Origin of the sequence: Kribbella capetownensis (assembly GCF_004331485.1) — a bacterium.
Classification (GTDB): domain Bacteria; phylum Actinomycetota; class Actinomycetes; order Propionibacteriales; family Kribbellaceae; genus Kribbella; species Kribbella capetownensis.
In genome coordinates this window covers 523,462-546,698 of record NZ_SJKD01000006.1, presented here as the reverse complement: position 1 = coordinate 546,698, position 23,237 = coordinate 523,462, and the positions used below count along the sequence as shown (strand labels likewise).

General features: G+C 68.4%; 27 protein-coding genes. 14 read left to right on the top strand and 13 right to left on the bottom strand.

The window, feature by feature from the left end; translation table 11 throughout:
* Nucleotides 1-70 precede the first annotated feature (70 nt).
* Complete coding sequence (locus E0H75_RS27615; RefSeq protein WP_165554055.1) at nucleotides 71-892, top strand: class I SAM-dependent methyltransferase; 822 nt, start codon at nucleotides 71-73, stop codon at nucleotides 890-892.
* 11 nt (nucleotides 893-903) lie between these two features.
* Here E0H75_RS27615 and E0H75_RS27610 read toward each other — a convergent pair whose 3' ends face one another.
* The 4 genes from E0H75_RS27610 to E0H75_RS27595 form a co-directional block, all read right to left on the bottom strand.
* Nucleotides 904-1,083 carry a hypothetical protein gene (locus E0H75_RS27610; RefSeq protein ID WP_131516543.1) on the bottom strand — a complete coding sequence of 60 codons (180 nt, stop codon included), beginning with the start codon at nucleotides 1,081-1,083 and terminating at the stop codon, nucleotides 904-906.
* A gap of 70 nt (nucleotides 1,084-1,153) precedes the next feature.
* Nucleotides 1,154-1,354: a hypothetical protein gene (locus E0H75_RS27605; protein ID WP_131516542.1), complete on the bottom strand. Its 201-nt coding sequence runs from the start codon at nucleotides 1,352-1,354 to the stop codon at nucleotides 1,154-1,156.
* Complete coding sequence (locus E0H75_RS27600; protein WP_131516541.1) at nucleotides 1,351-1,530, bottom strand: hypothetical protein; 180 nt, start codon at nucleotides 1,528-1,530, stop codon at nucleotides 1,351-1,353. Before E0H75_RS27600 ends, E0H75_RS27605 begins: the two co-directional genes overlap by 4 nt.
* Nucleotides 1,531-1,548: 18 nt before the next feature.
* A complete protein-coding gene (locus tag E0H75_RS27595; RefSeq protein ID WP_131516540.1) occupies nucleotides 1,549-2,475 on the bottom strand; it encodes a hypothetical protein in 927 nt (308 codons plus the stop codon).
* A 192-nt stretch (nucleotides 2,476-2,667) separates the two neighbouring features.
* On the opposite strand from E0H75_RS27595, the gene E0H75_RS27590 reads away from it, so the two are divergent.
* Genes E0H75_RS27590 through E0H75_RS27580 form a run of 3 tightly spaced genes read left to right on the top strand, consistent with a single transcriptional unit; the run spans nucleotide 2,668 to nucleotide 3,974 of the window.
* Nucleotides 2,668-2,877, top strand: a complete 210-nt coding sequence (locus E0H75_RS27590) for a (2Fe-2S)-binding protein (protein ID WP_131363115.1) — start codon at nucleotides 2,668-2,670, stop codon at nucleotides 2,875-2,877.
* On the top strand, nucleotides 2,864-3,352 hold the full coding sequence (bfr, locus tag E0H75_RS27585; protein ID WP_131363117.1) for a bacterioferritin: 489 nt from the start codon (nucleotides 2,864-2,866) through the stop codon (nucleotides 3,350-3,352). The genes E0H75_RS27590 and bfr overlap by 14 nt, the downstream gene beginning before the upstream one ends.
* Before the next feature lie 4 nt (nucleotides 3,353-3,356).
* Complete coding sequence (locus E0H75_RS27580) at nucleotides 3,357-3,974, top strand: histidine phosphatase family protein (RefSeq protein ID WP_131516539.1); 618 nt, start codon at nucleotides 3,357-3,359, stop codon at nucleotides 3,972-3,974.
* 90 nt (nucleotides 3,975-4,064) lie between these two features.
* Here E0H75_RS27580 and E0H75_RS27575 read toward each other — a convergent pair whose 3' ends face one another.
* The 3 genes from E0H75_RS27575 to yczR all read right to left on the bottom strand — a co-directional run bounded on the left by E0H75_RS27575 (nucleotide 4,065) and on the right by yczR (nucleotide 8,488).
* Nucleotides 4,065-6,062, bottom strand: a complete 1,998-nt coding sequence (locus tag E0H75_RS27575) for a hypothetical protein (RefSeq protein ID WP_131516538.1) — start codon at nucleotides 6,060-6,062, stop codon at nucleotides 4,065-4,067.
* A 244-nt stretch (nucleotides 6,063-6,306) separates the two neighbouring features.
* Nucleotides 6,307-6,957: a peptide-methionine (S)-S-oxide reductase MsrA gene (msrA, locus tag E0H75_RS27570; protein ID WP_131516537.1), complete on the bottom strand. Its 651-nt coding sequence runs from the start codon at nucleotides 6,955-6,957 to the stop codon at nucleotides 6,307-6,309.
* 88 nt (nucleotides 6,958-7,045) lie between these two features.
* On the bottom strand, nucleotides 7,046-8,488 hold the full coding sequence (yczR, locus tag E0H75_RS27565; protein ID WP_131516536.1) for a MocR-like transcription factor YczR: 1,443 nt from the start codon (nucleotides 8,486-8,488) through the stop codon (nucleotides 7,046-7,048).
* A gap of 62 nt (nucleotides 8,489-8,550) precedes the next feature.
* On the opposite strand from yczR, the gene yczE reads away from it, so the two are divergent.
* Complete coding sequence (gene yczE / locus E0H75_RS27560) at nucleotides 8,551-9,216, top strand: membrane protein YczE (RefSeq protein ID WP_131516535.1); 666 nt, start codon at nucleotides 8,551-8,553, stop codon at nucleotides 9,214-9,216.
* Between the two features lie 3 nt (nucleotides 9,217-9,219).
* Here yczE and E0H75_RS27555 read toward each other — a convergent pair whose 3' ends face one another.
* Together E0H75_RS27555 and E0H75_RS27550 are read right to left on the bottom strand one after the other, a co-directional pair.
* Entirely contained in the window at nucleotides 9,220-9,555 is a 336-nt protein-coding gene (locus E0H75_RS27555; protein ID WP_131516534.1) for an ArsR/SmtB family transcription factor, read from the bottom strand.
* A 6-nt stretch (nucleotides 9,556-9,561) separates the two neighbouring features.
* A complete protein-coding gene (locus tag E0H75_RS27550) occupies nucleotides 9,562-9,993 on the bottom strand; it encodes an SRPBCC domain-containing protein (RefSeq protein WP_131516533.1) in 432 nt (143 codons plus the stop codon).
* Nucleotides 9,994-10,121: 128 nt separating this feature from the next.
* Between E0H75_RS27550 and E0H75_RS27545 the strand changes: the two genes are divergently transcribed.
* From E0H75_RS27545 to E0H75_RS27535, 3 genes are read left to right on the top strand one after another with little or no spacing between them, the layout of a single operon-like run.
* A complete protein-coding gene (locus tag E0H75_RS27545) occupies nucleotides 10,122-11,276 on the top strand; it encodes a cystathionine gamma-synthase (protein ID WP_131516532.1) in 1,155 nt (384 codons plus the stop codon).
* Nucleotides 11,277-12,650 carry a glutamate mutase L gene (locus E0H75_RS27540; RefSeq protein WP_131516531.1) on the top strand — a complete coding sequence of 458 codons (1,374 nt, stop codon included), beginning with the start codon at nucleotides 11,277-11,279 and terminating at the stop codon, nucleotides 12,648-12,650.
* A 32-nt stretch (nucleotides 12,651-12,682) separates the two neighbouring features.
* Nucleotides 12,683-13,951 carry an AI-2E family transporter gene (locus E0H75_RS27535; RefSeq protein WP_131516530.1) on the top strand — a complete coding sequence of 423 codons (1,269 nt, stop codon included), beginning with the start codon at nucleotides 12,683-12,685 and terminating at the stop codon, nucleotides 13,949-13,951.
* Here E0H75_RS27535 and E0H75_RS27530 read toward each other — a convergent pair.
* The 3 genes from E0H75_RS27530 to E0H75_RS27520 form a co-directional block, all read right to left on the bottom strand.
* Nucleotides 13,931-14,362 carry a hemerythrin domain-containing protein gene (locus E0H75_RS27530; RefSeq protein ID WP_131516529.1) on the bottom strand — a complete coding sequence of 144 codons (432 nt, stop codon included), beginning with the start codon at nucleotides 14,360-14,362 and terminating at the stop codon, nucleotides 13,931-13,933. The genes E0H75_RS27535 and E0H75_RS27530 overlap by 21 nt on opposite strands.
* 72 nt (nucleotides 14,363-14,434) lie before the next feature.
* The gene (locus tag E0H75_RS27525) at nucleotides 14,435-16,045 is read right to left on the bottom strand and encodes an MDR family MFS transporter (RefSeq protein WP_131516528.1); all 1,611 of its coding nucleotides are present in this window, start codon (nucleotides 16,043-16,045) and stop codon (nucleotides 14,435-14,437) included.
* Nucleotides 16,042-16,644, bottom strand: coding sequence for a MarR family winged helix-turn-helix transcriptional regulator (locus E0H75_RS27520; protein WP_131516527.1), 603 nt, complete (start codon nucleotides 16,642-16,644; stop codon nucleotides 16,042-16,044). Before E0H75_RS27520 ends, E0H75_RS27525 begins: the two co-directional genes overlap by 4 nt.
* A 304-nt stretch (nucleotides 16,645-16,948) precedes the next feature.
* Here E0H75_RS27520 and E0H75_RS27515 point away from each other — a divergent pair, with 304 nt between their 5' ends.
* From E0H75_RS27515 to E0H75_RS27490, 6 genes are all read left to right on the top strand, one after another.
* Nucleotides 16,949-17,773, top strand: coding sequence for a CPBP family intramembrane glutamic endopeptidase (locus E0H75_RS27515; protein WP_131516526.1), 825 nt, complete (start codon nucleotides 16,949-16,951; stop codon nucleotides 17,771-17,773).
* A complete protein-coding gene (locus E0H75_RS27510; protein WP_131516525.1) occupies nucleotides 17,761-18,492 on the top strand; it encodes an SDR family oxidoreductase in 732 nt (243 codons plus the stop codon). Before E0H75_RS27515 ends, E0H75_RS27510 begins: the two co-directional genes overlap by 13 nt.
* A 90-nt stretch (nucleotides 18,493-18,582) precedes the next feature.
* A complete protein-coding gene (locus tag E0H75_RS27505; protein WP_131516524.1) occupies nucleotides 18,583-19,530 on the top strand; it encodes an ABC transporter ATP-binding protein in 948 nt (315 codons plus the stop codon).
* The gene (locus E0H75_RS27500) at nucleotides 19,530-20,312 is read left to right on the top strand and encodes an ABC transporter permease (protein ID WP_131516523.1); all 783 of its coding nucleotides are present in this window, start codon (nucleotides 19,530-19,532) and stop codon (nucleotides 20,310-20,312) included. Before E0H75_RS27505 ends, E0H75_RS27500 begins: the two co-directional genes overlap by 1 nt.
* Entirely contained in the window at nucleotides 20,312-21,124 is an 813-nt protein-coding gene (locus E0H75_RS27495) for an ABC transporter permease (protein ID WP_131516522.1), read from the top strand. Before E0H75_RS27500 ends, E0H75_RS27495 begins: the two co-directional genes overlap by 1 nt.
* Nucleotides 21,125-21,178: 54 nt before the next feature.
* Nucleotides 21,179-21,940, top strand: a complete 762-nt coding sequence (locus tag E0H75_RS27490; protein ID WP_131516521.1) for a hypothetical protein — start codon at nucleotides 21,179-21,181, stop codon at nucleotides 21,938-21,940.
* Here the strand turns inward: E0H75_RS27490 and E0H75_RS27485 are convergent, their stop codons facing one another.
* Nucleotides 21,941-23,200: an aminoglycoside phosphotransferase family protein gene (locus E0H75_RS27485; RefSeq protein WP_131516520.1), complete on the bottom strand. Its 1,260-nt coding sequence runs from the start codon at nucleotides 23,198-23,200 to the stop codon at nucleotides 21,941-21,943.
* Nucleotides 23,201-23,237: the final 37 nt, after the last annotated feature.

The following is a 23,237-nucleotide window of genomic DNA, read 5'->3' as shown; positions in this document are numbered from 1 at the left end:
GATGATGCCGCAGGGCAGGGCAGTGGCGAGGGTGGTGCGAAGTCCACCACCGAACTCGGAGGGATCCGTCATGGGGCCCACGCTTCCGGCCTTCACGCCGCTCGAGGACAGCCTGTGGTTGACGTTGTGCTGCCGCGCACTCGACAACCGCAGGCCGGACCCGATCCTCGGCGATGCCATGGCCGACCAGATCGTCCGTACGTCGGGCTACGACTACGAGCGGCTCAAGATCGACACCAACCTGCTCCTGAACGCGACCATCCGGGCGAAGAAGATGGACGAGGTGGCGTCGAGGTTCCTCGACCGTCACCCGGATGCCGTCGGTGTCGACCTGGGCGCCGGTCTCGACACCCGCCGCGAGCGGCTCGCCCCGCCGGACACCGTCGAGTGGTACGACGTCGATTTCCCCGAGGTCGTCACCGCACGCCGCGAGCTGATCCCGGAGCGTCCGCACAGCCACAACGTCGCCGCCGACGTGAACGAGAAGGGCTGGCTGGACGCCGTACCCTCCGACAAGCCGGCGATCATCGTGGCCGACGGTCTGTTCGGATTCCTCAGCCAGGACGAGGTGACGTCGCTCCTGGACCGGCTGGTCGAGCACTTCCCGAGCGGCAACCTGGTCTTCAACAGCTACACCAGGTTCGCCGTCTGGGCGGCCAGGCATTCGCGCGGCACCAAGACGGTCGCGGACCTGATCAAGTTCCCCGGCGTCGACAACCCGCGCGACTTCGAGCGCTGGAACCCGAAGCTGCAACTGATCAAGGAGATCCTGATCAGCCGCGAACCCGAGGTGGCCCAGTTCCCGTCCGTCCTCCGCGTCTACTACCGAGCCCAGGCCCGCAGTACGGCGTGGTCCCGGAAGGGAACCATCGTCCTGCACTACCGCTTCTGAACGGAGTCCGGTCAGAGGTGCACAGCTCGCAGGTCGTTGATGCTTTCGTCGATCAACCGTGCTGACGGACCGAGCCGGGCCCCGATCCCGGTGGGCAGAGGCTTGCCGTCCACGCGGGTCGTCGTAGTACGCCGGGAGTCCGCGGGCGCCTCGGCGTACGAGACCGGCGCCAGCAGGATGGTGCCCTCCACGGTCAGGATCCGCAGGCCCAGCAGCCGCGCGACCAGCGAGGTGTGGACGACGGCGCCGCCGGCCAGCGTGTCAGTTTCGGCTGGTCTCGTCCAGATAGCTGTCGAGTCCGTCGCTGCCCGCTCGGGAAGGCTTGCCGCGCTGCCGGCGAGCCTCGTCGAACTGCTGCGACGCCTTCTGGAGCGCCTCGACAATCTGTACATAGCGTTCACGTCCCGCCTTGGCCCCGAGTACGTACCCCACGCCGAACACCGCGAGACTGCGCAGCTTCATTTCTTGTCCTTCTGCCGCCGCGAGGAGACCACCGCGCTGGCAGCGCTCATGCCGATCGCCGCGGCCGTGGCGGCCAGGCTGTTGCGCACGGCACGACGGCGCATCGCGCTCGTGGCGCCGGTCGCGATCGGCTCGACCATGCGCTCCCACCGGTTCTTCCTGTGCAACAGTCCCATGGTCGTCTCCACTCCTGGCTAGTGCCGCTTCGAACTGCTCGAGCGCTTGAGCGCGGTGACCAGCTCGGTCTTGCTCATTGCCGACCGGCCCTTGACGTCCTCGGTCATCGCAAGGTTCAGCAGGTCCGTCTTGGTCATCTCGTTGAGGTCGGCCGTCGCCTGAGCCCGTCCATTGCCCTTGCGTTGCGCACCGGCGCGGGACCGGACCTGTTCGGCCTCGCGAACCCGTTCGTCGGCGCTCTTGGCTTCGCGATCAGCGTTCGCGGCCAGCTGTGCAGCCTGCCTATGAGCCTCTTCGGCGGCCGCCTTCGTCGCCTCGGTCGCCTCGTCGGCCAGCCGCCGTGCTTCCGCGAGACTGGCCGTCGCATCGGCCATCGTCTGCTTGGCCTTCGCCTGCGCAGTCTCCGCCTCCTCGCGTGCCTTGGCGACCCGGTCGTCGGCCTCGGCCTGCGCCCGTTGCACCACGCGATCGGCGTCGGCCTGCGCCGCAGCGCGAGCCCGCTCGACCCGGGCATCGGCCTCACGGCGAGCCTCCGCGACCTTGTCGCTGACCTCCTGTGCTTGCTCCCGTTCGACGTCACGCACGTACGCGCGGCACCGCTCGGCGATCTGACGCGCCTCGTCGCTGCGCGCCTTCGCCTCCTCGGCCTCGCGGACGGCCTCGTCCTCGGCCTGGTGCGCCTCGTCGGCCGCGGTTCTGGCTCGCTGGAGCCTCAGCTCGATCGAGTCGCCGACGGGCAAGGCATCCAGGACAGAAGCCCCAGCGTGGCGAGCGATGTCCACCAGCCCACCTCCGGCCGCGTGCGTCGCGCTGCCGGCCGCGTCCTTCGTCGCCTCCAGCGGCGTCAACGCCTTCGACAGCAGCCAGCTCGTGTTCCGCGGTATGTCCTTGACTCCGGTGCCCCAGGCTTTCACCAGCCTGCCCGCGGACCTTGCTCCGGCCATGTCGCTGCCCTCCCTGATCGGATCATGTACTTCACGACCACCAGGCCCCCAGCCGCACGGCCGGTACCCCGCCGATCCAACACAAAACCGAGGGCGCCAACCTTTCGCGGTGAGCCCTCGGTTGCTGTCCACTGGTTGAGGATTTCGCGGGGAAGGTGTTCAGCACCTCGCGGTTAGGGTAGCCTCACCTGTGTGATTGTCTGCCACTGTGAGGTCGTCAGCGACCGCGACGTCGTCGAGAGCATCGACCGCGGCGCCCGGACGCTCGCGCAGGTGTGCGGGGCGACCGGGGCGGGACGGAACTGTGGTGGCTGCGTCTTCTCGTTGAAGCGGTTGTTGTGCCAGCATGGGAGGTCGGTCTCGGCAGCCTCAATCACGGAGGTGGCAGGTGCAGCCGGTTAACCCACGCGTCGTCGTACTGCTGAACGAGGCACTCACCCTCGAGCTGACGGTCATCAACGGGTACTTCCTCGAGGCCCGGATGCTCGACAACTGGGGCTTCGGGCGGCTAGGCAAGGCCTTCTACGACCTGTCGATCGACGAGATGAAGGATGCCGATGCGCTGATCAGCCGCATCCTGCTGTTCGACGGCCACCCGAACCTGCAGAAGCTCGGCGCCGTGGCGGTCGGTGAGGACGCGCAGGAGATGCTCCGGCTGGGGCTCGAGGGCGAGCTCGCCGCGGTGGCGCAGTTCAACGCCGGCGCGAAGGAGTGTCACGACCTCGGCGACCACGGCACCGCGGCGGTGTTCGAGGAGATGGTCCGCGACGAGGAGACGCACGTGGACTGGTTCGAGTCGCAACTCGACGCGATCGAACGCGTCGGCGTCCAGCAGTACCTCGCCCAGCAGATCGAGCCCGGCAAGTCCCCAGGCTGACGGAGTGGCGACCCGGTACCTCTACCTCGTCCGGCATGCCGAGGCGTTGCCGGATCAGAGCGGGTTGACCGAGAGGGGCCGCCGTCAGGCCGTGCTGCTCGGTCAGCGACTGCAGGACGTCCCGTTCTCGACTGTTCATCACAGTCCGCTCCCGCGGGCGGTTCAGACCGCGCGTCTCGTGCAGGAACAGTTCCAGACTCCAGTCCCGCTGGAGGATTCGGAAGCGGCCGGAGACTATGTCCCCTACCTGCCGGCGCGGGACGAGTTGCCGGCGGACTCGGCTGACTTCCTGCTGCGCTTCCTCGAGCAGTTCACGGCCGAGGAGCTCGACAGCGGAGCGGAGCTGGCGCGCGTGGCCCTGGAACGGTTCACCGGGCCGGTGGACGGCAACGACGTACAGCACCAGTTGCTCATCACCCACAACTTCCTGGTCGCCTGGCTGGTTCGACACACCCTGGACGCGCCGAAGTGGCGGTGGCTCGCTCTCAACCACTGCAACGCGGCACTGACCGTTCTCCGCTTCGCCCCCGGCCGCCCCTCCTCGGTCCTGATCTACAACGACATGCGACACCTGCCCGCCGACCTGCGCTGGACCGGCTTCCCCGCAGAGCCACCCATCTGAAGCCCCTCGGTGCCACCGCCTTCGACAGGCCGGGCGCCACCCGTCAGGTGGCGCCCTCTACCTGGGGTTGGACTCAGGTGTCAGCTGAGTTCACTGACTTAGCTTGGTGATTCTGGTGTACCAGTTTCCAAGACTGGTGCGCGTGCCTCCACAGCTTCCGAAATTGGCCAGGTTCGGCGAAGGGAAGTACTCCGCCAGCGTGCAGGTCTGACCGATGTACTCCGACGCCAGCCAGATGTTGCCACCGTCGGTCACGGCGGCGCCGTAGTCACCCCATCGGGTCCGCGGCGGATCCCCGACGAACGCCTTGTACGACGTGAAGCCGTCAGCCGGCCCGAGCCCCGCGGCCGCGAGGTGGATCGGCCCCACCGACCCCCGCTCGTCGATCCGGACGTAGCCCGCACTCGGGAAGTGGGTCTCACCGAGAACCGAGAAGGCGATCGCTCCCTTGCCGGCCGGGGTGAAGGCGATGGCCGGCATGGTGAGGTTGTTGTTCGCGAGCGCGATGTAACCCTGCTTGGTCACCCGGCCCTGGATCTTGCCGGCGCCGTTGATCTTCGGGCTCACCGCGAACCAGGCGATCCCCGCCTTGAGTTCGCCGTTCACCCGGACCGCGGTACCAGAGGAACCCCACAGGGTCCCGTTGACGTACCAGGTCTGCTGCATCCGGGAGTCCAGCGAGTCCGGCGTCGACTCCACCTCGTCGTGCGCGGGCTCGTCCGCGGGCAGGAAGAACGCCTGCCAGCACCCCGGACCGAACGGTGTCGGCATCGTGGTGTCGTTGAGGCACTCGCCGAGCGGGATGTCGCCCGGCTTCTGGTCCGATGCCGGCGGGACGACGTACGTCTGGCTGTTTGTCAGCCGGCTCGTGATCCCCAGCGCCGGTGCCGCGGTGTTCAGCGACGCGGTGTTGGTGATCGCCCAGATGCCCAACCGGCGCGCGGTGCCGGTCGGGTTGCCGGTCTCACTACCGTCACCGGCGATCGTGCTCAGCGCGTACTCCGTGCCGTTCCGTTCGCTGGAGTACTCCCCGGCCGGCGAGTTGGCGGGCCAGACGGTGAAGCCGGGCGAGCCGTCGACGGCGAGGTTCTCGATCGGGGTCATGTTGATGCTGGCCGGATGGCCGGCGAGCTGTGCCTTCGAGAACGCGAAGACCTGCGCAGCGTTGAAGCCCGGCCCGAACAGGTCGTACTCGTTGCTCGTCACGTACACGCCGTTGGCGTCCTGGCCGATGTGCGGGTAGTCCTGGAAGCACGGGCCGTGGACGACACCGTCAACGGTGCAGCCATGGTCGGGTGTGCCGTCGGTCCCGTCGTTCTGCGCCGGGACGTGGTAGATGGTCCAGGTCCCGAGCGGGTTGCCGGTGTTCGAGACGGCGAGGTCGATCGTGTTCTTGCCGGTGAAGTCGCCGTTCGGCAGGCTGCCCAAGGTGGTGAGGACGACCATGAACCGCTGGTGGTCCGGGTCGTACAGGCACACCGGGTCGATGACCTGCGGCCCGACCACGCCGGTCGTGCGGTTGATCGCGGGCGGGTAGCCGAAGAACGTGTTGAGGTCCTGGACCCCACTCAGCGTGGCGGCGTTCGCGGAGCTGCGAACGCGCAGGACGCTGTTGACCGCCTCGACGACGAACCCGTTGCCGACGCACAGGGCCTGGTCGGGCGGTTCGAGCGAGAACTGGTTGCCGCCGTTGGCGAGGCGCTGGTCGCGGTGGGTCAGCCCGTTCACACTCGCCTGGACATCCGCGTTGGAGCCGGCCACGGCGCTGGACGCGACGACCGGTGCGTCGAGCGGCTTCTTCGGGAACTTGCCGTTCTTGAACCCCGGGCGCGGACGGGTGAACTCGCCGGCCTCGCCGTCGCCTTCGTCCTCTTCCCTGCCTCCAGGCCGGAGCTCCGGCTGCTGAAGGCCGTCCACTCCGAACGGACGGGTCTGGATGCTCGTCGTTCCGCCGCTCGGGATCGAGCGGGTACCTCCGGCGGGCGCACCCAACGAGGTCGTCGGGGTGATCAGGCCTGCGGAGATGATCAGGGACGCAGTTACCAGGCCCAACGCTTTGCGCCGGGTCATGTGAGAGGTGAACTTCATGGGTGCCTCCATGCTGGTCGCGTGCCACCGGAGTGGCGAGCGAACGTCAGCACGTCGGCACCGCGATGCAGTGGTCGGCCTACCTCGCCCCCGAGTGGCTCGTTCGCCAAGCTCCACCAGCCATTTCAGACCTCAACCGCGGCGAAGCGCAAGATCCCGGTCGGTCCGGACGATCCAGTGGGAGCACGAGCTTGAACCGGCAAACAAAAGGGCGCCACCGCGATGGTGGCGCCCTTCAGTTGATTCAGCTCTCGGCCGGGAACGCGACGCCGGTGTTGCTGTGGCAGCGGTAGCCGTTGGGGTTTTTGTAGCTAGAAAGGTACTGCTGGTGGTAGCCCTCGGCGTAGTAGAAGGTGGTGGCGGGGGCGATCTCGGTGGTGATGTCGCCGTAGCCGAGGGGCTTGATGACGGGGGCGTAGAGGTCGCGGGTGCGCTCGGCCTCGGCACGCTGGGCGTCGGTGGTGTAGTAGATCGCGGAACGGTACTGGGAGCCGAGGTCGTTGCCCTGGCGCATGCCCTGGGTCGGGTCGTGGGTCTCCCAGAAGACCTTCAGCAGGTCGGTGAAGGTGGTCTTGGTGGGGTCGTAGACGACGCGGACCGCCTCGGTGTGGCCGGTGCGGCCGGTGCAGACCTCCTCGTACGTCGGGTTCGGGCTGTAACCACCCGCGTAGCCGACGGCCGTGGTGTAGACCCCTGGCAGCTGCCAGAAGATCTCCTCGGTGCCCCAGAAACACCCGGTGCCGAACCAGACCTCCTCGAACCCCTCCGGGGCAGCGGCGGTCTGCGGCGTACCGAGCACGATGTTGTCCGCCGGTACGGCGAATCCGGGCTCCGGCCGGCCGGGCAGTGCGGCCTCGGGCTCGACCAGTGCTGTGTTGCGCCTGAAGAACGACATTCTCACGCCTCTCGCAGAAGTACTCTCATGATCGTTCAACGCCGGGGGTAAGGCGAACCTTCCCCACACCCCTTACGGCGAGATGACGTCAAGCGATCATGGCCGCCGTACGCCGGGCCGGTGCCCCACCCGTGGTCAGCGATGCGTACGACGCGGCCAACTGACTCACCCCGTCACGCAGCGCATCCGGGTCGAGCGTGAACGGCAACCGGATGAACGACTCGAGCCCACCATCCGGCGAGAACCGCGAACCGGACACCAGCAGTACGCCGTTCCGTTGCGCGACACCGACCAGACTCGACCCCACCGGCTCAGGCAACTCGCACCACAGCGACAACCCGCCACCCGGCACCCGGAACCGCCACGACGGCAACTCGGACGCCAGCGCCGACGCCAACGCGTCCCGCCGCCGAGCGAGCTCCAACCGCCGCTCCGGCAGAATCGTCGACCGCTGCCGCAGCAACCCGGCGACGACCAACTGCTCCAGCACCGGCGCGCCCAGATCCATCGACGCCCGCGCGTCCAGGACCCGCGCGACCAGCGCCTCCGGCACCCGCATCCACCCGATCCGCAACCCGCCCCAGAACGACTTGCTCACCGACCCCACGGTGATCACGCCGTCCGGGTCGTACGACGCGAACGGTGGCGGCAGCTCCTGGCCGTCCAGGGACAGCTCGAACAGGGTCTCGTCCACGATCGCCGTCGTCCGGCTGCGGGCGAACGCGATCGCCAGCCGCTGCCGGTCCGCGGCCGGCATCAACCAGCCGGTCGGGTTCTGGAAGTCCACCACCATCCACGCGGCCCGCGGCGCCGTCTGCCTGATCGTTGCCTCCAGCAAGGGAAGGTCCCAGCCGCCCGGGCTCATCGGCACCGCCACCACCCGGCAGCCGGTACGCCTGATCGCGTCCACGGAGTTCGGGTGGGTCGGGCTCTCGGTCAGCACCCGGTCGCCGAACTGCGTGATCGCCCGGATCGCGATCGACGTCGCCGCCAGCGCACCGGCGGTCACGATGATCTGGTCCGGCGTGGTCGGCAGCCCGCGTTCCGCATAAGCGGCCGCGATCTCCGAACGCAGTACGGGCAGGCCTTGCGGGTGGTACCCGGGCGTCGCCAGGTGCACCGGCAAGTCCCCGGCCGCCTCCGCCACCGCCGTACTGATCCCCGGCACGGCGGACGGCGCCGCGCAGGTGAAGTCGTAGAGCCCATCGGTGTCGATCCCCGGCGCGTGGTGCCGGCCGAGCTCAGGCGCGACCTTCGACGGGAGGGCGGTGACGCTGCCCGACCCGCGGCGGCTCATCAGATAGCCGCTGTCGCGCAACTCGCGGTACGCCGAGGCGACCGTCGTACGGCTCACCCCCAGAGCCTCGGTCAACTCCCGTTCGCTCGGGAGCCGAGAGCCAGGGATGATCCGGCCGTCCGCGATCAGCAAGCGGAGCCGATCGGCCAGCACCCGGTATGCCGGGCCGGAGTCGTCAGCCCAGGAGCCGAGCAGGCCGGTGAGCGTACTCGCGGGGAGATATTGCCGCTGCATGCAGTCCACTATTGCGCAATTGGCTATCGATCACCAGGCCAGTTGCTCCGCAAACTGGACGGGTGACCGCCACTTCCCCCGCACCGCCTCGCCAACTGGCGCCCCTGAACCCGATCCAGCAGCTGAAGGCGGGCCACCTGCCCCGGCGCCTGGTCCAGCTGTACGTCGGCCTCACCCTGTACGGCGCTTCGATGGGCCTGATGATCCAGGGCAACCTCGGCCTGGACCCATGGGACGTGTTCCACTCCGGCATCACCAAGCACCTGCCGCTCAGCTTTGGCACCGTGGTGATCGCGATGAGCTTCGTCGTACTGCTCGCCTGGATCCCGCTGCGGCAGTGGCCCGGGCTCGGCACGATCAGCAACGCGATCGTCATCGGCCTGGTGACGGACCTGACCCTGGCGACGGTCGACCGGCCGGACGCGCTCTGGCTCCGGATCGTGTTCATGCTCAGCGGCGTCGTCGTGAACGCGCTGGCCGGCGCGCTCTACATCGGCGCCCAGTTCGGCCCCGGACCCCGCGACGGCCTGATGACCGGCCTGGTACGTCGTACCGGCCTCAGCGTCCGCCTGGTCCGGACCACGCTCGAGGTGACCGTCCTCGTCATCGGCTTCCTGCTCGGCGGCGTGATCGGCGTCGGCACTGTCGTCTACGCCCTGTCGATCGGCCCACTCGTCCACTTCCTGCTGCCGATCTTCACGGTGCGGCTGAAAGAGGTCGACGCTTGACCGTCAGCCTTCCAGGTGGTTCTTGAGGGCGTCGAGGCGATGGTCCCAGTCGCGCGTCAGGGCTGCCAGGAACTGCTGGGCCAGCTGCATCGGGGCGGGCTGGAGGCCGTAGCGGACGCGGCGGCGTTCGCCGTGCTCGGCGGTGACAAGGCCCGCGTCGGCCAGGAGCGCGAGGTGCTTGGCGATCGCCTGCCGGGTGATCGGCAGACGATCCGCCAGGTCCGTCGCGGTCGAGGGCCCGTTCGCCGCGAGTACGGCGAGTACGCCGCGCCGCCGCGGATCCGCCAAGGCCACGAACACCTGCTCCGCCACCGCCTCGACCCGGTCTGTGGCGGGCATGGCAGGTCAGGCGGCGTCGAGGTAGTCGACGAGTTCTCCGAGTTCGGACGCCCAGCCTTCGGTGTCGGCGCCGAACGCCTTGGTGTACTCGCCGTCCGGCAGTTGCGCGAAGCCCGACTCGATGACGGTCAGCCGGGTGCCGGCGTCGACCGGCTCCAGCGTGAACTCGACGTACGTCCGGCGTTGGTCCTCGGCGGGCAGACCATAGATGTGCCAGGTGAAGCCGAACGTGGTGGGTTCGTCCACTCGCTCGATCCGCATCTCGGCCCGGTCGCCGCTGGTCCACGTCATCTCCGCGGCTCCGCCCGGCCGCAGATCGATCTTCGCCTGGTGGCCGAACCACGTGCCAAGACCCTCGGCCGTGGTCAGCGCCGCCCACACCTTCGCCGGCGGGTGGGCGAGCTCGACGGTCCGCTCGATCTGGTCAGGAAACCCCATGACATCCTCCTGATGAATAGCAACTATCTGGTTGCAATACAATATATGGCAACCCATCGGTTGCGTCAAGAGTCTCAGTGCCGGACAGTCGGCGCGGGACGGATCAGACCAGGCCGTACGCTGGTCCGGTGAACACGGACCACCACTACGGCTTCGAGACGCTCGCCATCCACGCCGGGAACGAGCCCGACCCCACCACCGGTTCGGTGGTGCCGCCGATCTACGCGACCAGCACCTACAAGCAGGACGGCGTCGGCGGGCTGCGCAACGGCTACGAGTACTCCCGGTCGGCGAACCCGACCCGGACCGCGCTGGAGGAGTGTCTGGCCGCGATCGAGGCGGGCAACCGCGGTTTCGCGTTCGCCAGCGGCCTGGCCGCGGAGGACACGCTGATCCGCTCGCTCTGCGTCCCGGGTGACCACATGGTGTTCCCCGACGACGCGTACGGCGGCACGTTCCGGCTGTTCTCCAAGGTGCTGGGCAACTGGGGTGTCGAGATGACGCCGGTCGCGGTCACGCACCCGGAGGCGATCCGGGCCGCCATCCGCCCGGGCAAGACCAAGATCGTCTGGCTGGAGACGCCGACGAACCCGCTGCTGAACGTCGCCGACATCGCCATCGTCGCCCAGATCGCGCACGACGCCGGCGCCCTGCTGGTGGTCGACAACACCTTCGCCACGCCGTACCTGCAGCAGCCGCTGGAGCTCGGCGCGGACGTCGTCGTGCACTCGACCACGAAGTACATGGGCGGTCACTCCGACGTCGTCGGCGGTGGGCTGATCGTCCGCGACGCCGGACTGGCCGACAAGATCGCCTTCCACCAGAACGCGATCGGTGCGGTCGCCGGCCCGTTCGACTCCTGGCTGGTGCTGCGCGGGATCAAGACCCTCGGCGTCCGGATGGACCGGCACAGCGACAACGCCGAGAAGGTCGTCGAGTTCCTGCAGCGGCACAAGGCCGTCAGCCAGGTGCTGTACCCGGGCATCGACGGTCACCCTGGCCACGAGACCGCCGCCAAGCAGATGAAGCGGTACGGCGGCATCGTGTCGTTCCGGGTCACCGGCGGCGTGGAGCATGCACTCGACATCTGCAACAAGGCCGAGGTCTTCACCCTGGGCGAGTCGCTCGGCGGCGTCGAGTCGCTGATCGAGCACCCCGGCAAGATGACCCACGCCTCGGTCGCCGGTACGCCGCTCGAGGTACCGGCCGACCTGATCCGGCTCAGCGTCGGGATCGAGACGATCGACGACCTGCTGCTGGACCTCGACCGCGCGATGGCGTAGTTGGCAGGCCTGCTGGTGGCCGTCGACTTCGGGTCGACGTTCACGAAGGCGATCGCGGTGGACTCCGGCTCGGGCGACCTGGTCGCTCGAGCCGAACACCGGACCACGATCGACACAGACGTGATGGACGGCTGGCATGCCTGCCGAAACGCTTTGCTGGAAGCCGATCGTGGCGTCGAGCGTGCCGAGGTGCTGGCCTGTTCGAGTGCGGGCGGCGGTCTCCGGATCGGTGTCGTCGGCAACGAAGAGCTGGTCACCGCGGAGGCCGGCCGGCGGGTCGCCTTGTCCAGCGGCGGCCGAGTGGTTGCCGTGGTCAACGGCGGGCTCACGGCAACGTCCCTGAAAGCCCTGCGAGCCGAACGACCGGATGTCGTCCTCCTGCTGGGCGGGACGGATGGTGGGAATTCGGCGGTGCTGGAGAACGCGGCGTCGGTGCTGGCGAAGTACCGGTGGCGGCGTCCGGTTGTGGCCGCTGGCAACGTCGAGGCCCAGGACGTGATTGCCGGAATGCTCGGCAGCGCAGGCGTTCCGCATGTTCTCGCGGACAACGTCGTACCCGAGATCGGGGTGTTCGCGCCGGACAGTGCGCGGGCGGCGATCCGGGAGATGTTCCTCGCCCATGTGATCGGCGGGAAGAATCTGTCCCGGGATCCGGCGTTCGCGCGGATGGTCCGCGCCGCGACGCCCGACGTAGTACTGCGCGGAGTCGAAGTGCTGGCCGGGTTGCACGGTGATGTGGCGGTCGTGGACATCGGTGGTGCGACCACGGACGTGCACTCGGTGATCGAGCTCGACCCGGAGGACGCGAACCTCGGCCGCGAGGTGGTCGCGACGCATCCGGTGACGCGCACGGTCGAGGGCGACCTCGGCATGCGCTGGAGTGCGGTCCCAGTGGTCGGCGCCGGTGTCGAGTCCGGTCTCATCCCGGACGACGACAAGCTCAGTACGGCGGCCGCTCGCCGGCACGCCGACCCGTCGTACCTCCCCGACAGCGAGCAAGAGGCGTCGTACGACGAGCTGCTTGCGAGAGTCGCGGCGACGGTGGCGCTGCGGCGGCATGCGGGTCGCCAGCGGATCGTGTTCGGGCCGGGCGGCCGGGTGATCGAGCGGTCCGGGAAGGACCTGCGCGAAGTGGACCTGCTGGTCGGGTCCGGGGGAGTCCTGCGGCACAACGGGCCGGACGTCGCGGCGCGGATCCTGGGCTCCGTCGGGGTGAACGCGCAGGAGGAAGGCTGGCTCGTCCCGGAACGCGCCGAGGTCTGCGTCGACAAGGACTACGTCCTGGCCGGCGTAGGTCTGCTCGCTGACCTCGCCCCATCCGCCGCCAAAGGGCTCGCCCGCCACATTCATGGAACGGTCCGCACCGGGCACTAGTCTCAGCACCAAGCGCGAGCTGCGGAGGTGGCATGAGCGAGTCGGGGCGGGGCGACGAGTCCGAGGCGCCGGACATCGGACGGGACCACGAGAGTCCGGTGGCTGACAACGAGGTGCTCGACGAGACCAGCGACACGGTGGTGGCCGAGAATCACCTGATCGCGTCGTCCAGCCGGGGGCGCGTGGACACCGGGGTCACTCCGGGCATGCAGATCGCGAGTGCCTGGGCCTGGCGGTTCCTGGTGATCGTCGCGGCCGTGCTGGTGATCGCCTACGGGATGCGCTATCTGTCCGAGGTAGTCGTCCCGGTCACGGTCGGCGTGCTGCTGACCGCTCTGCTGGTCCCGGTGACGGACGGCCTGCAGCGGCTCCGCATTCCTCGCGGTCCGGCGGCGGGCATCACGGTCATCGCGACCATCATTCTCGTCGCCGGTCTGCTGACCCTGGTCGGGACGCAGATCGCGGGCCAGTTCGAGACTCTGTCGACGCAGGTCGGCGAAGGTGTGCAGAAGCTGCGCGACCTGGCCCGGATCAACTTCGGGCTGAGCGACACGGACATCACCAACGCCTTCAAACGGCTGCAGGACGAGATCACGTCCGGCGGTGCGATCGGTCAGCGCGCGGCCGAGGTCGGTACGACGGCGACGCATGTCGTGGCCGGATTGTTCATCGCGCTGTTCTGCCTGTTCTTCTTCCTCTACCAGGGCGAGCGGATCTGGGCCTGGCTGATCCGGTTGTTCCCGCGGCAGGCGCGCGAGAAGGCGGACTCGTCGGGGCGGAAGGCGTGGGTCTCGCTGACGGCGTTCGTCCGGGCCACCATCATCGTCGCGGCGGTGGACGCGATCGGGATCTCCCTGGGTGCGGCGATCCTCGGCCTGCCGCTGGTGAGCGCGATCGGCATCCTGGTGTTCGTCGGCGCGTTCATCCCGGTCGTCGGCGCGACGATCAGCGGCGGGGTCGCCGTCCTGGTCGCGTTGGTGGCCAAGGGACCGATCGTCGCGATCATCATGCTGGCCGTGGTGATCGGCGTACAGCAGCTCGAAGCGCATGTGCTGCAGCCGTTCCTGCTCGGGCGTGCGGTCAGTGTGCATCCGCTCGCGGTGATCCTGTCGATCGCTACCGGTGTGGTCATCGCCGGGATCGTCGGCGCGCTGATCGCCGTACCGACGGCCGCCGTCCTGAATGCGATCGTCAACCACCTGGCCGGCAACGACGTCGATCCGGAACCACCGAGACCGTTGCCCCGGAGGTACTTCTTCCGGGACAGACCCGCGGCGGAGTCAGCGGAAGGGGAGGGCTAAGCGCCCTGTCCCGTCGTCCTCGAGGCCGTTCAACGCGGTGACGAGTTTGCGTTCCTCGTAGGTGAAGTGGGTCTCCATCAGCGCGGCCACGGTGTCGAGCTCCCGCTTCCGCTCGGCCGGATCGAGCTCGGCGAGGTTCTCCAACCGCTGCAGGGCTGCCGCGATGATCAGATGATCGCGGGCCAACTCCTCGAGCACCGGGCGAAGGTCCGGGTACTCCTCCGCGAGCACCATGAACGCGCCCTCGTCCTCACCGGTGTGATGCCGGGTGAGCGCCCCACAGAACGCCAGACAGTGGGTCAGCAGATCCTTGCCATCGGGAGCGTCCTGTTCCCGCAGTACGTCGATCTGGTCGCGGAGTTGATCGTGGAAGGCGACGAGCTGGTTTCCGAATCCCTGCAGGCGTGACATCACCGCAAGCCTAACGTGCGACGACCGGCCGCCCTCGGGAGAGGACGGCCGGTCGTTGGTTGGTGCAGAGGGTCAGTGCATCGCGGCGGCCGCGGAAGCCTCCATCGAGGAGTCTTCCTCGCCCTCCGGCTTCGGGCCGTCGGAGCGGCCGGCCAGCCGCTGCTCCGGAGTGATGACCGCGACGATCAGTGCGATCGCCAGGAACGGCAGGGAGACCAGGAACACGTCGCCCATCGCGTCGACCAGACCGTGCAGGGCCCAGCCCTTCATCGGCTCCTTCAGGCCGTGCAGCGCCTGGACGCTGTTGGCGGCCTTGGCGAGCCCGTCGACCACGGTCTGGGTGGCGTTCGGGACGATGTCGCCCAGGTGCTCCTTGAGCCGGCTGGTCAGCACCGCGCCGTACACCGCGGTACCGATCGCGCCACCCATCGAGCGGAAGAAGGTCATCGTCGAGGTCGCGCTGCCCATGTGCTTGCGGGGCACGCTGTTCTGCGCGGCGGTGACGGTGATCTGCATCGACAGACCCAGACCGGCGCCCATGATGAACATGTAGATCGCCAGGTGCCAGTACGGCGTACCCAGGCTCAGCGTGGACAGCAGCAGCATCGCGCCACCGACCAGGACCGAGGAGATGATCGGGTAGACCTTGTAGCGCCCGGTCTTGCTCATCAGCTGACCGCTCGGGATCGACGCGGAGAAGATACCGACGATCATCGGCAGCAGCGCCAGGCCGGAGCGGGTCGGCGACATGTCCTTGACCGCCTGCAGGTACAGCGGCAGGAAGATCAGCGCACCGAACATCGCGAACCCGAGCAGGAACGCGTACCCGGCGTACCCGGAGAAGATCCGGCCCTTGAACAGGTCCATCGGGATGATCGGCTCGGACACCCGCAGCTCGACCAGCACGAAGGTGACCGCCAGGACGACGGTCGCGGCCAGCAGGGCGATCGTGGTGCCGGTACCCCAGCCGTTGGTCGGGCCGCTCCAGGAGACGGCCAGCAGCAGCGAGGTGACGGCTCCGGTGACCACTGCGGCACCGAGGTAGTCGATCTTGTGCGAACGCTTCACGTGCGGCAGCCGGAGCACGGCGCCGACGATGCCCAGAGCAACGAGGCCGATGGGCAGGTTGATCCAGAAGATCCAGCGCCAGCCGGGACCGTCGGTGAGCAGACCGCCGAGCAGCGGGCCGGCCACGGACGACAGACCGAAGACGGCACCGAAGTACCCCATGTACTTACCGCGCTCGCGCGGCGGGATCACGTCACCGATGGTGGCGAAGGCCAGTGACATCAGGCCACCGGCACCAAGACCCTGGACGGCCCGGAAGCCGATCAGCATCTCGATGTTCTGCGACAGCGCGGCCAGCACGGAGCCGGCCAGGAAGGTGACGATCGCCGCGATGAACAGCGGGCGGCGACCGTACAGGTCGGAGATCTTGCCCCACAGCGGCGTGGAGGCGGTCGAGGTCAGCAGGTACGCCGTGACCACCCAGGACAGCTTGTCCAGGCTGTTGAACTCGCTGACGATCTGCGGCAGCGCGGTTCCGACGATGCTCTGGTCGAGCGCCGCCAGGAACATGCCGGCCATCAGGCCGCCGAGGACGACGAGGATCTGCTTGTGGGACAGGTATCCCGGTGTTTCAGGCGCAGCGCCGCCGGTGGTGGCGGGCTCGGTGGTGCTCATGTGGTGCTCCCCAGCTTCTTGTCGGTGTTCTCGCGAGCGGTGGGGTCGCCACCGGCCACGAAGTCTTGGGTACGGCGCTCGGCCGCGGGTGCCGGGCGTAGGCGCGGGGCGACAGCGGCCCAGCCCTTGTCTGCCCAGCTCTTCTCGATGGCCGGGTCGGTCAGGCTCGCGACTCCGTCGGCGAACCGTGTCATCAGGCGCTCGAAGGTCAGGACGTCGTCCTCGGACCAGCCGTCCATGGCTGCGCTCAGCAGCTCCATCCGGCGTCGGGCGCCGGCGTCCCACTCCTCGATGCCCTTCTCGGTCAGCTCGACCCGGAAGGCGCGGCCGTCGTCGGGGTCGGGGGAGCGGCGGACCAGGCCCAGCTGCTCCAGCGACCGCACGTGCCGGCTCGCGGTCGAGGCGTCCAGCTCCATCCGGTTGGCCAGGTCGGACAGGCGCAGCGCTCCGCTGCACCGCAGCACGAACAGCACCAGGTGGACGCTGTGGTCGATCGTGTCCCCGGGCTGCTTGGCCTTCAGCCGCCGGCCGATCCTGGTAAACGCGTGCAGCACGCCCTCGATCGGGGTCTGCGGAGAGTACGCGTCGTTTACTTGCATGCTGCAAGCATATACATGCTTGCGTGATACACGCAAATGAGTTTCCAAGATTCCTGACTGAGTCGCCACTCACTTACTCACAGTCTTCGGGTGATCACTGTTCGTGGACGACGAGGACCGGTGCACGATCTAGTGACGGCGGAGGGGTGCGTTTTGTGACGCACCTGGGGACCTAGGACCCCGGTGGCTGGTCGGTCTGGCACCCTGGCCTACCCGTCTGAGGGCAACGAAGCTGGCTCGGGTGATATTCCTGCGAGCTGCTGGGGGACGCGTGACGGCGATCGACGGCCGGTCGGTGAACAGCATGGCGACGACGAGGCGCCGGCTGCTGGAGTTCGCAGCGGTCTGTCTCGTCCTGACCTGGTTGCCCTGGGCGATCCTGGGCGTGCTGGGCGCGAACATCGACGAGGGCGGCGGGATGCTCGTTTTCGTCCTGGCGGCATCCGGCCCGTCTCTGGCGGCCCTGGTGATGTGGCTGTGGCGTCGCGAGACGCAGCGGGTGGTGAGGTGGTCGTGGCGGTGGCCGATCGTCGCCGTACTGCTCGGCGCACTGCCGCCGCTGGCGGCGTCTGCGTTGACCGGACACCTCGCGGCGTTCCCCGACCATGCGGCCGACGTGATCGCCGGCGCCGGCGGACCACTCGGAGCATTGGCCTACACGTTCCTGGCCGGACCGGTCGCCGAAGAGTTCGGCTGGCGGGGGTATGTGCAGCCTCGGCTGCGCAGGTACTACGGCCAGTTGGCCACCACCGTGGTCGTGGGCGCGGCGTGGGGCCTGTGGCACGTGCCGCTGTACTTCCTGAACGGCACCGGTCAGCATGACGACGGACTGTTCACCCAGCAGGGACTGACGTTCTTCCTGGGGTTGTTCCCGCTGACCTACGTGATCCTGTTCGTCACCGAACGCCTTCGCGGCGGCGTACCGGCGGCCATCCTCGCGCACGCGGCCTGGAACCTCACCGAGGAGCTGATTCCCCCGCTCGGCCACGGTGTCTGGGTGGAGCTCTCGGTCATGACCGCCACGGCGGGTGCCGTCGGCTGGTACTGGTCGCGCCGTCCCTCTGAGGATCCTGCGATGCTAGACGCCGATTCGGCGAGCGACAGGAGAGTGCCAGGATGGCGCAGGTAGCGGTGGTGACCGGTGGTGGTTCGGGGCTCGGGCGCGAGATGGCGCTGGCGTTGGCGGCGGCTGGGTTCGAGGTGACTGTCACTGGGCGGACCGAGGAGAAGCTCCGCGAGACCGCCGCCCAGTCGGCTGAGGGGCGAGTGCGGACCGCGGTGCTGGATGTTGCCGATGGCGACGCGGTGCGTGCGCTCTTCGGCGGGCTCGAGCGGATCGACGTACTCGTGAACAACGCGGGGACCGGTGCGCCGGCGGCTGGGGTGGAGGACCTGGCCGAGGAGGACTGGCGGCGAGTGGTGGACACCAACCTGACCGGATCGTTCCTGTGTGCGCAGGCGGCGTTCGCGTTGATGCTGCGGCAGGACCCGAAGGGTGGTCGGATCATCAACAACGGCTCCATCTCGGCGCATGTCCCGCGGCCGCAGGGGATCGCGTACACGGCCAGCAAGCACGCCGTCACGGGGCTGACGAAGGGCCTCGAGCTGGAAGGCCGGGCGCACGGGATCACGGCGTGCCAGATCGACATCGGGAACGCCGCGACCCCGATGACCGAGCGGATGGGGCAGGGCGTGCTCCAGCCGGACGGCACGATCGCGGTCGAGCCGACGTTCGATCCGAAGATCGTGGCGGACTTCGTGGTCCGGATCGCCCAGCTCCCGACGTCGGTCGCCGTACCCACGCTGACCGTGATGGCCGCAGGCATGCCGTACGTCGGCCGCGGTTGAGCTCCAGTCGTGTCGAGGTTCTAGCGTCGATGGATGGAACCGCTCAAATCGACAAGAAAACTGTCGGCCGGTCGGTCTAGGGTCGGGTCCGTGAGTGAGCAGCGGGAGTCCCTGGTCCATGTCCGTGGACTGCGCAAGTCGTACGGCGACTTCGAAGCGGTCAAGGGCATCGACCTGGATGTGTGGCGCGGGGAGGCGTTCGGGTTCCTCGGGCCGAACGGCGCGGGCAAGTCGTCGACGATGCGGATGATCGGCGCGGTCTCACCGACCAGTGGCGGCACGCTGCAGATCCTCGGCATGGACCCGGCCACCGAGGGCCCGTCGATCCGGGCCCGGCTCGGCGTCTGCCCACAGGACGACACCCTCGACACCGAGCTGTCCGTCCGGGAGAACCTGACCATCTACGGCCGGTACTTCGGTCTGAGCCGGGCGGAGTGCCGCAGTCGCGCGGACGAGTTGCTCGCGTTCGTCTCGCTCACCGAGAAGGCGGACGTCAAGGTCGACGAGCTGTCCGGCGGGATGAAGCGGCGGTTGACGATCGCGCGGTCGCTGGTGAGCAACCCCGACCTGTTGCTGCTCGACGAGCCGACGACCGGGCTGGATCCACAGGCCCGGCACCTGTTGTGGGACAAGCTGTTCCGGCTGAAGCAGGCCGGCGTGACGCTGATCATCACCACGCACTACATGGACGAGGCCGAGCAGCTCTGCGACCGGCTGGTGGTGATGGACGGCGGACTGATCGCTGCCGAGGGGTCGCCGGCCGACCTGATCCGGGACTACTCGACGCGTGAGGTGACCGAGCTGCGGTTCGGGCCGGAGGTGATGTCGTCCGACCACGATGCCCTGGCGGAGAAGGTCGAGGACCTGGCCCAGCGCATCGAGGTGCTGCCGGACCGCCTGCTGCTCTACACCGACGACGGCGAGCGCGCGGTCGCGGCCGTCCACGAGCGCGGGCTGGAGCCGGCCTCCGTCCTGGTCCGCCGCTCGACTCTGGAGGACGTGTTCCTCCGCCTCACCGGCCGGACGTTGGTCGACTGATGGCGCTCGTCCTGGAGAACGGTCGTCGTCAGTTCGACTACTGGCTGACCGTCTACAAGCGGACCTGGAAGGGCACGCTGATCAGCAGCTTCCTGCTGCCACTGCTCTACCTGGCCGCGATGGGGATCGGCCTCGGCTCCTTCGTCGACCGGAACGGGACGGGTGCGCTCGGCGGCGTCAGCTACCTGCAGTTCATCGCGCCCGGGTTGCTCGCCTCCACCGCGTTGCAGGTGGCCGTGGGCGAGTCGACGTACCCGGTGATGAGTGGGCTGAAATGGCAGAAGTTCTTCCACTCGATGATCGCGTCTCCACTGCGGCCGGTGGACGTCGTCGCCGGTCAGTTCGGCTTCATCGCTTTCCGGGTCGGGAGCACGTGCGCGGTCTTCCTCGTGGTGATCGCCCTGTTCGGTGGGCTGAGCTCCCCGCTGGGAGTGCTCGCGCTGCCGGTGGTGCTGCTGGTCGGGATGGCCGCCGCGGCCCCGGTCGTGGCCGTGGCGACGACGCTGGAGAACGACGCGGGCTTCGCGATGATCTTCCGGTTCGGGGTGATCCCGGCGTTCCTGTTCTCCGGTGCGTTCTTCCCGGTCTCCCAGCTGCCGGACTGGATCGAGTGGCTCGCCTACCTCAGCCCGCTGTGGCACGGGGTGGCTCTGTCCCGCGATCTGGCGATGGGCACGATCAACCCGCCGCTCGCGCTGCTCAACGTCGCCTACCTGCTCGCCTGGTTCGCGGTCGGCACGTGGTTCGCCGTCCGCGGCTTCACCAAGAGGCTGGTGGGTTGATGACGACCCTCACTGCCCGGGTCGTCCCGCTCCCGGCCCGCGTCCTCGGTGGCGGCGGTGGACGGCACATCGTCGAGCGCAACTTCCTGCTCTACCGGCGGTCCTGGATCGTCTTCTTGTCCGGCTTCTTCGAGCCGCTGTTCTACCTGCTCTCGATCGGCATCGGTGTCGCGCAACTGGTCGGCGACTTCACCCTGTCCGACGGCACCACGATCGGGTACGCCGCGTTCGTCGCGCCGGCGATGCTGGCCAGTTCGGCGATGAACGGCGCGATCTTCGACTCGACGTACAACATCTTCTTCCGGATGAAGTACGCCAAGCTCTACGACTCGATCCTGGCGACGCCGCTGCGGCCGTGGGACATCGCGACCGGTGAGGTGACCTGGGCGCTGCTGCGCGGTGCCTGCTACTCGGCGATGTTCATCGTGGTGATGCTCGGGATGGGCCTGATCACGTCGTGGTGGGCGCTGCTCGCGCTGCCTACCTCGGTCCTGATCGCGCTCGCGTTCGCCGGCGCGGGGATGGCGCTGACCACGTTCATGCGCAGCTGGCAGGACTTCGAGTTCGTCCAGCTGGCGGCGATGCCGATGTTCCTGTTCTCGGCCACCTTCTACCCGGTCGAGACCTACCCGGAGGCGATCCGCTGGCTGGTCGAGATCACCCCGCTCTACCAGGGCGTCGTGATCGAGCGCGCCCTCACCACCGGCACCGTCGGCTGGTTCCTCCTCGTCCACGCCTTCTACCTCGCCGCCATGGGCACGATCGGCATGTACATCGCCTCCCAACGCCTCGGCAAACTCCTGCTGAAGTAGGGCGTGTCTAACCAGGCGGGTTTATATCGGCGTCCGATTGGCATGATCCGGCGGGTGAGGAATCCGATCGGGGTGTTGCGGCGGAGCCAGCAGGTGCGGTCCCAGTTGAAGGCGCCACGTGAGCGCTTGCCGGGTGGCAGCCGCCGATGGATCCGGTCGTCGATGGAGTGGATGATCGCCGAGTTCGGCCGCGACGTGGTGCTGCGACCGATCGCGTTGCCCGGCGACCTCATCCCGGCCGGGTACGACGGCACCCGTCCGGCTGCGGAGGAGTTGTGCCGGCGGGTCAGCGCGCGAATGGATCTCCGTCCGGACCAATGCGCCCTCAGCTTCGAACTCGTCGGCGACGGCATCCGGCGACCGGCGTACCGCAGATCGGCTTCGGTGGTGAAGGAACCGTCCGGCCGGTGGATCCGCGGTGCCGAGCGCAACCAGATCCAGCTGTCACCGGCATTGGCCGCCGACCCGGTCGCTCTGATCGCGATCTTCGCCCACGAGGCCGGGCATGAACTCCTGCTCGGCAGCAGCCGGATCTCGGTGGCGCGCCGGCCCGACCATGAGCCACTGACCGATCTGCTCACCGTGTTCTACGGACTCGGGATCTTCACCGCCAACGCGGCGTACGAGCGCCGTCCGCGACCGAACGGACGAGGCAAGCAGCCGCTGGCCCGCGGGTACCTCCGCGAAGCCGCGTTGTCCGAGGCACTCGCGTACTACGCCCTCCTGCGCGGCGAGCGTCGTCCCACGTGGGACCGGTACCTCGATCCGCCCGTCCGCCGCGGCATGCGGAACCAACTCGCCGTCCTGCACCGATAGCTACTGCGCAAGGATCCGCCGGAGCCACCACACGCCGCCCCGGAGCATCGACTCCTTGCTCGATCCGGACAGGGAATCCGGCAGGTGCGCGTAGGTCATGACCTGGTGGAGTGCCCCCAGCTCCCCGGCCAGCTCGAGCGCACGACGCAGGTCCGCGGGCGACGCGTACGACTCCCACTCGGCCAGATAGGCATCCCTCAAGCGCGGATCCGCCGACATCGGCGACCGCTGCTCGAAGAACGTCACGAGATCCAGGAACGGATGGGACACAGCGGCGTCGGTCCAGTCGAACGCCAGCACCCGACCATCCCGGACCGCAAGGTTCCGCGGATGCAGATCACCGTGCAGCAAAGTCTCCGGTACGCCGATCGCGGCGAGCTCGGTGATTGCCTCACGCAACTGTTCCGCCCGCCTCGGCAGCAGCGCGCGTTCGGCGGGCTCGAGCAGATCGGTGGCGGGGTTCGGCCCGAGCAACCGGTCGATCTCCGCCTCCAGCACGGCGAGCCGACGATCGACACAGCTGAACTCCAGCAGCCGATCCGGCTGATCCGCATAGCTGCGCTGAAGCTTGGCGTGCGCCCGCAGTGCGTCGATCCACAGCGAGACATCCGGAGAGTCGGCCAACGGGGAACCGAGGTCCGGCAGGAGCATCCACGCCCGCTTCTCGTCCACCGCCAGCGGCACAGGCACCTCACCAGGACGCTCGTCGGAGAGCTGCTTCAACAGCATGGGTTCGTGCGCGAACAGCAGCGGCAACGCATCCGTTCGCGCCGGCCGGATGGTGCTGGAGTGCGCGAGCGCCTTGAAGTACACGTCTCCCTGCGCCGTCGGGATTCGCAGTACGTTCGACAACCCCCACGAGCGCACCTGGGACCACGGGCCAGTCCGTGCGAGCTCGTCGTCGATCCACGGCAGCGCTTCGTCGTACCAGCCCGGTCTGGTCCACGCCGGGGTCACGGGGGAGTCCGCCGGCAGCGCGAGGTGCTTGCGCGCGGCCACGACCGCCGGATCGTCGACGTCGTGCGCCCACTGGGCATCCGGCGGAACCGTGCCGGTCGAGAGCATGAGGTAGGTGACCGGCTCTTCGTCGAGGCAGATGAGGACGACGGCCTCGATCGACAGCTGCTCCCGCACTGCCCGGACCGTGGTCTCGACGTCCGGGAACCAGAGCTTCTCCGCGACCTCCACCTGCGGGAGGCCGGACGGCAGCATCAGGACCGCCTCGTCGGAGGGGCGCACCACGACAGCCGTGACCTTCATGAGCCGCAGCGTATGTGGCGGGTGCAACTGGTTTAGC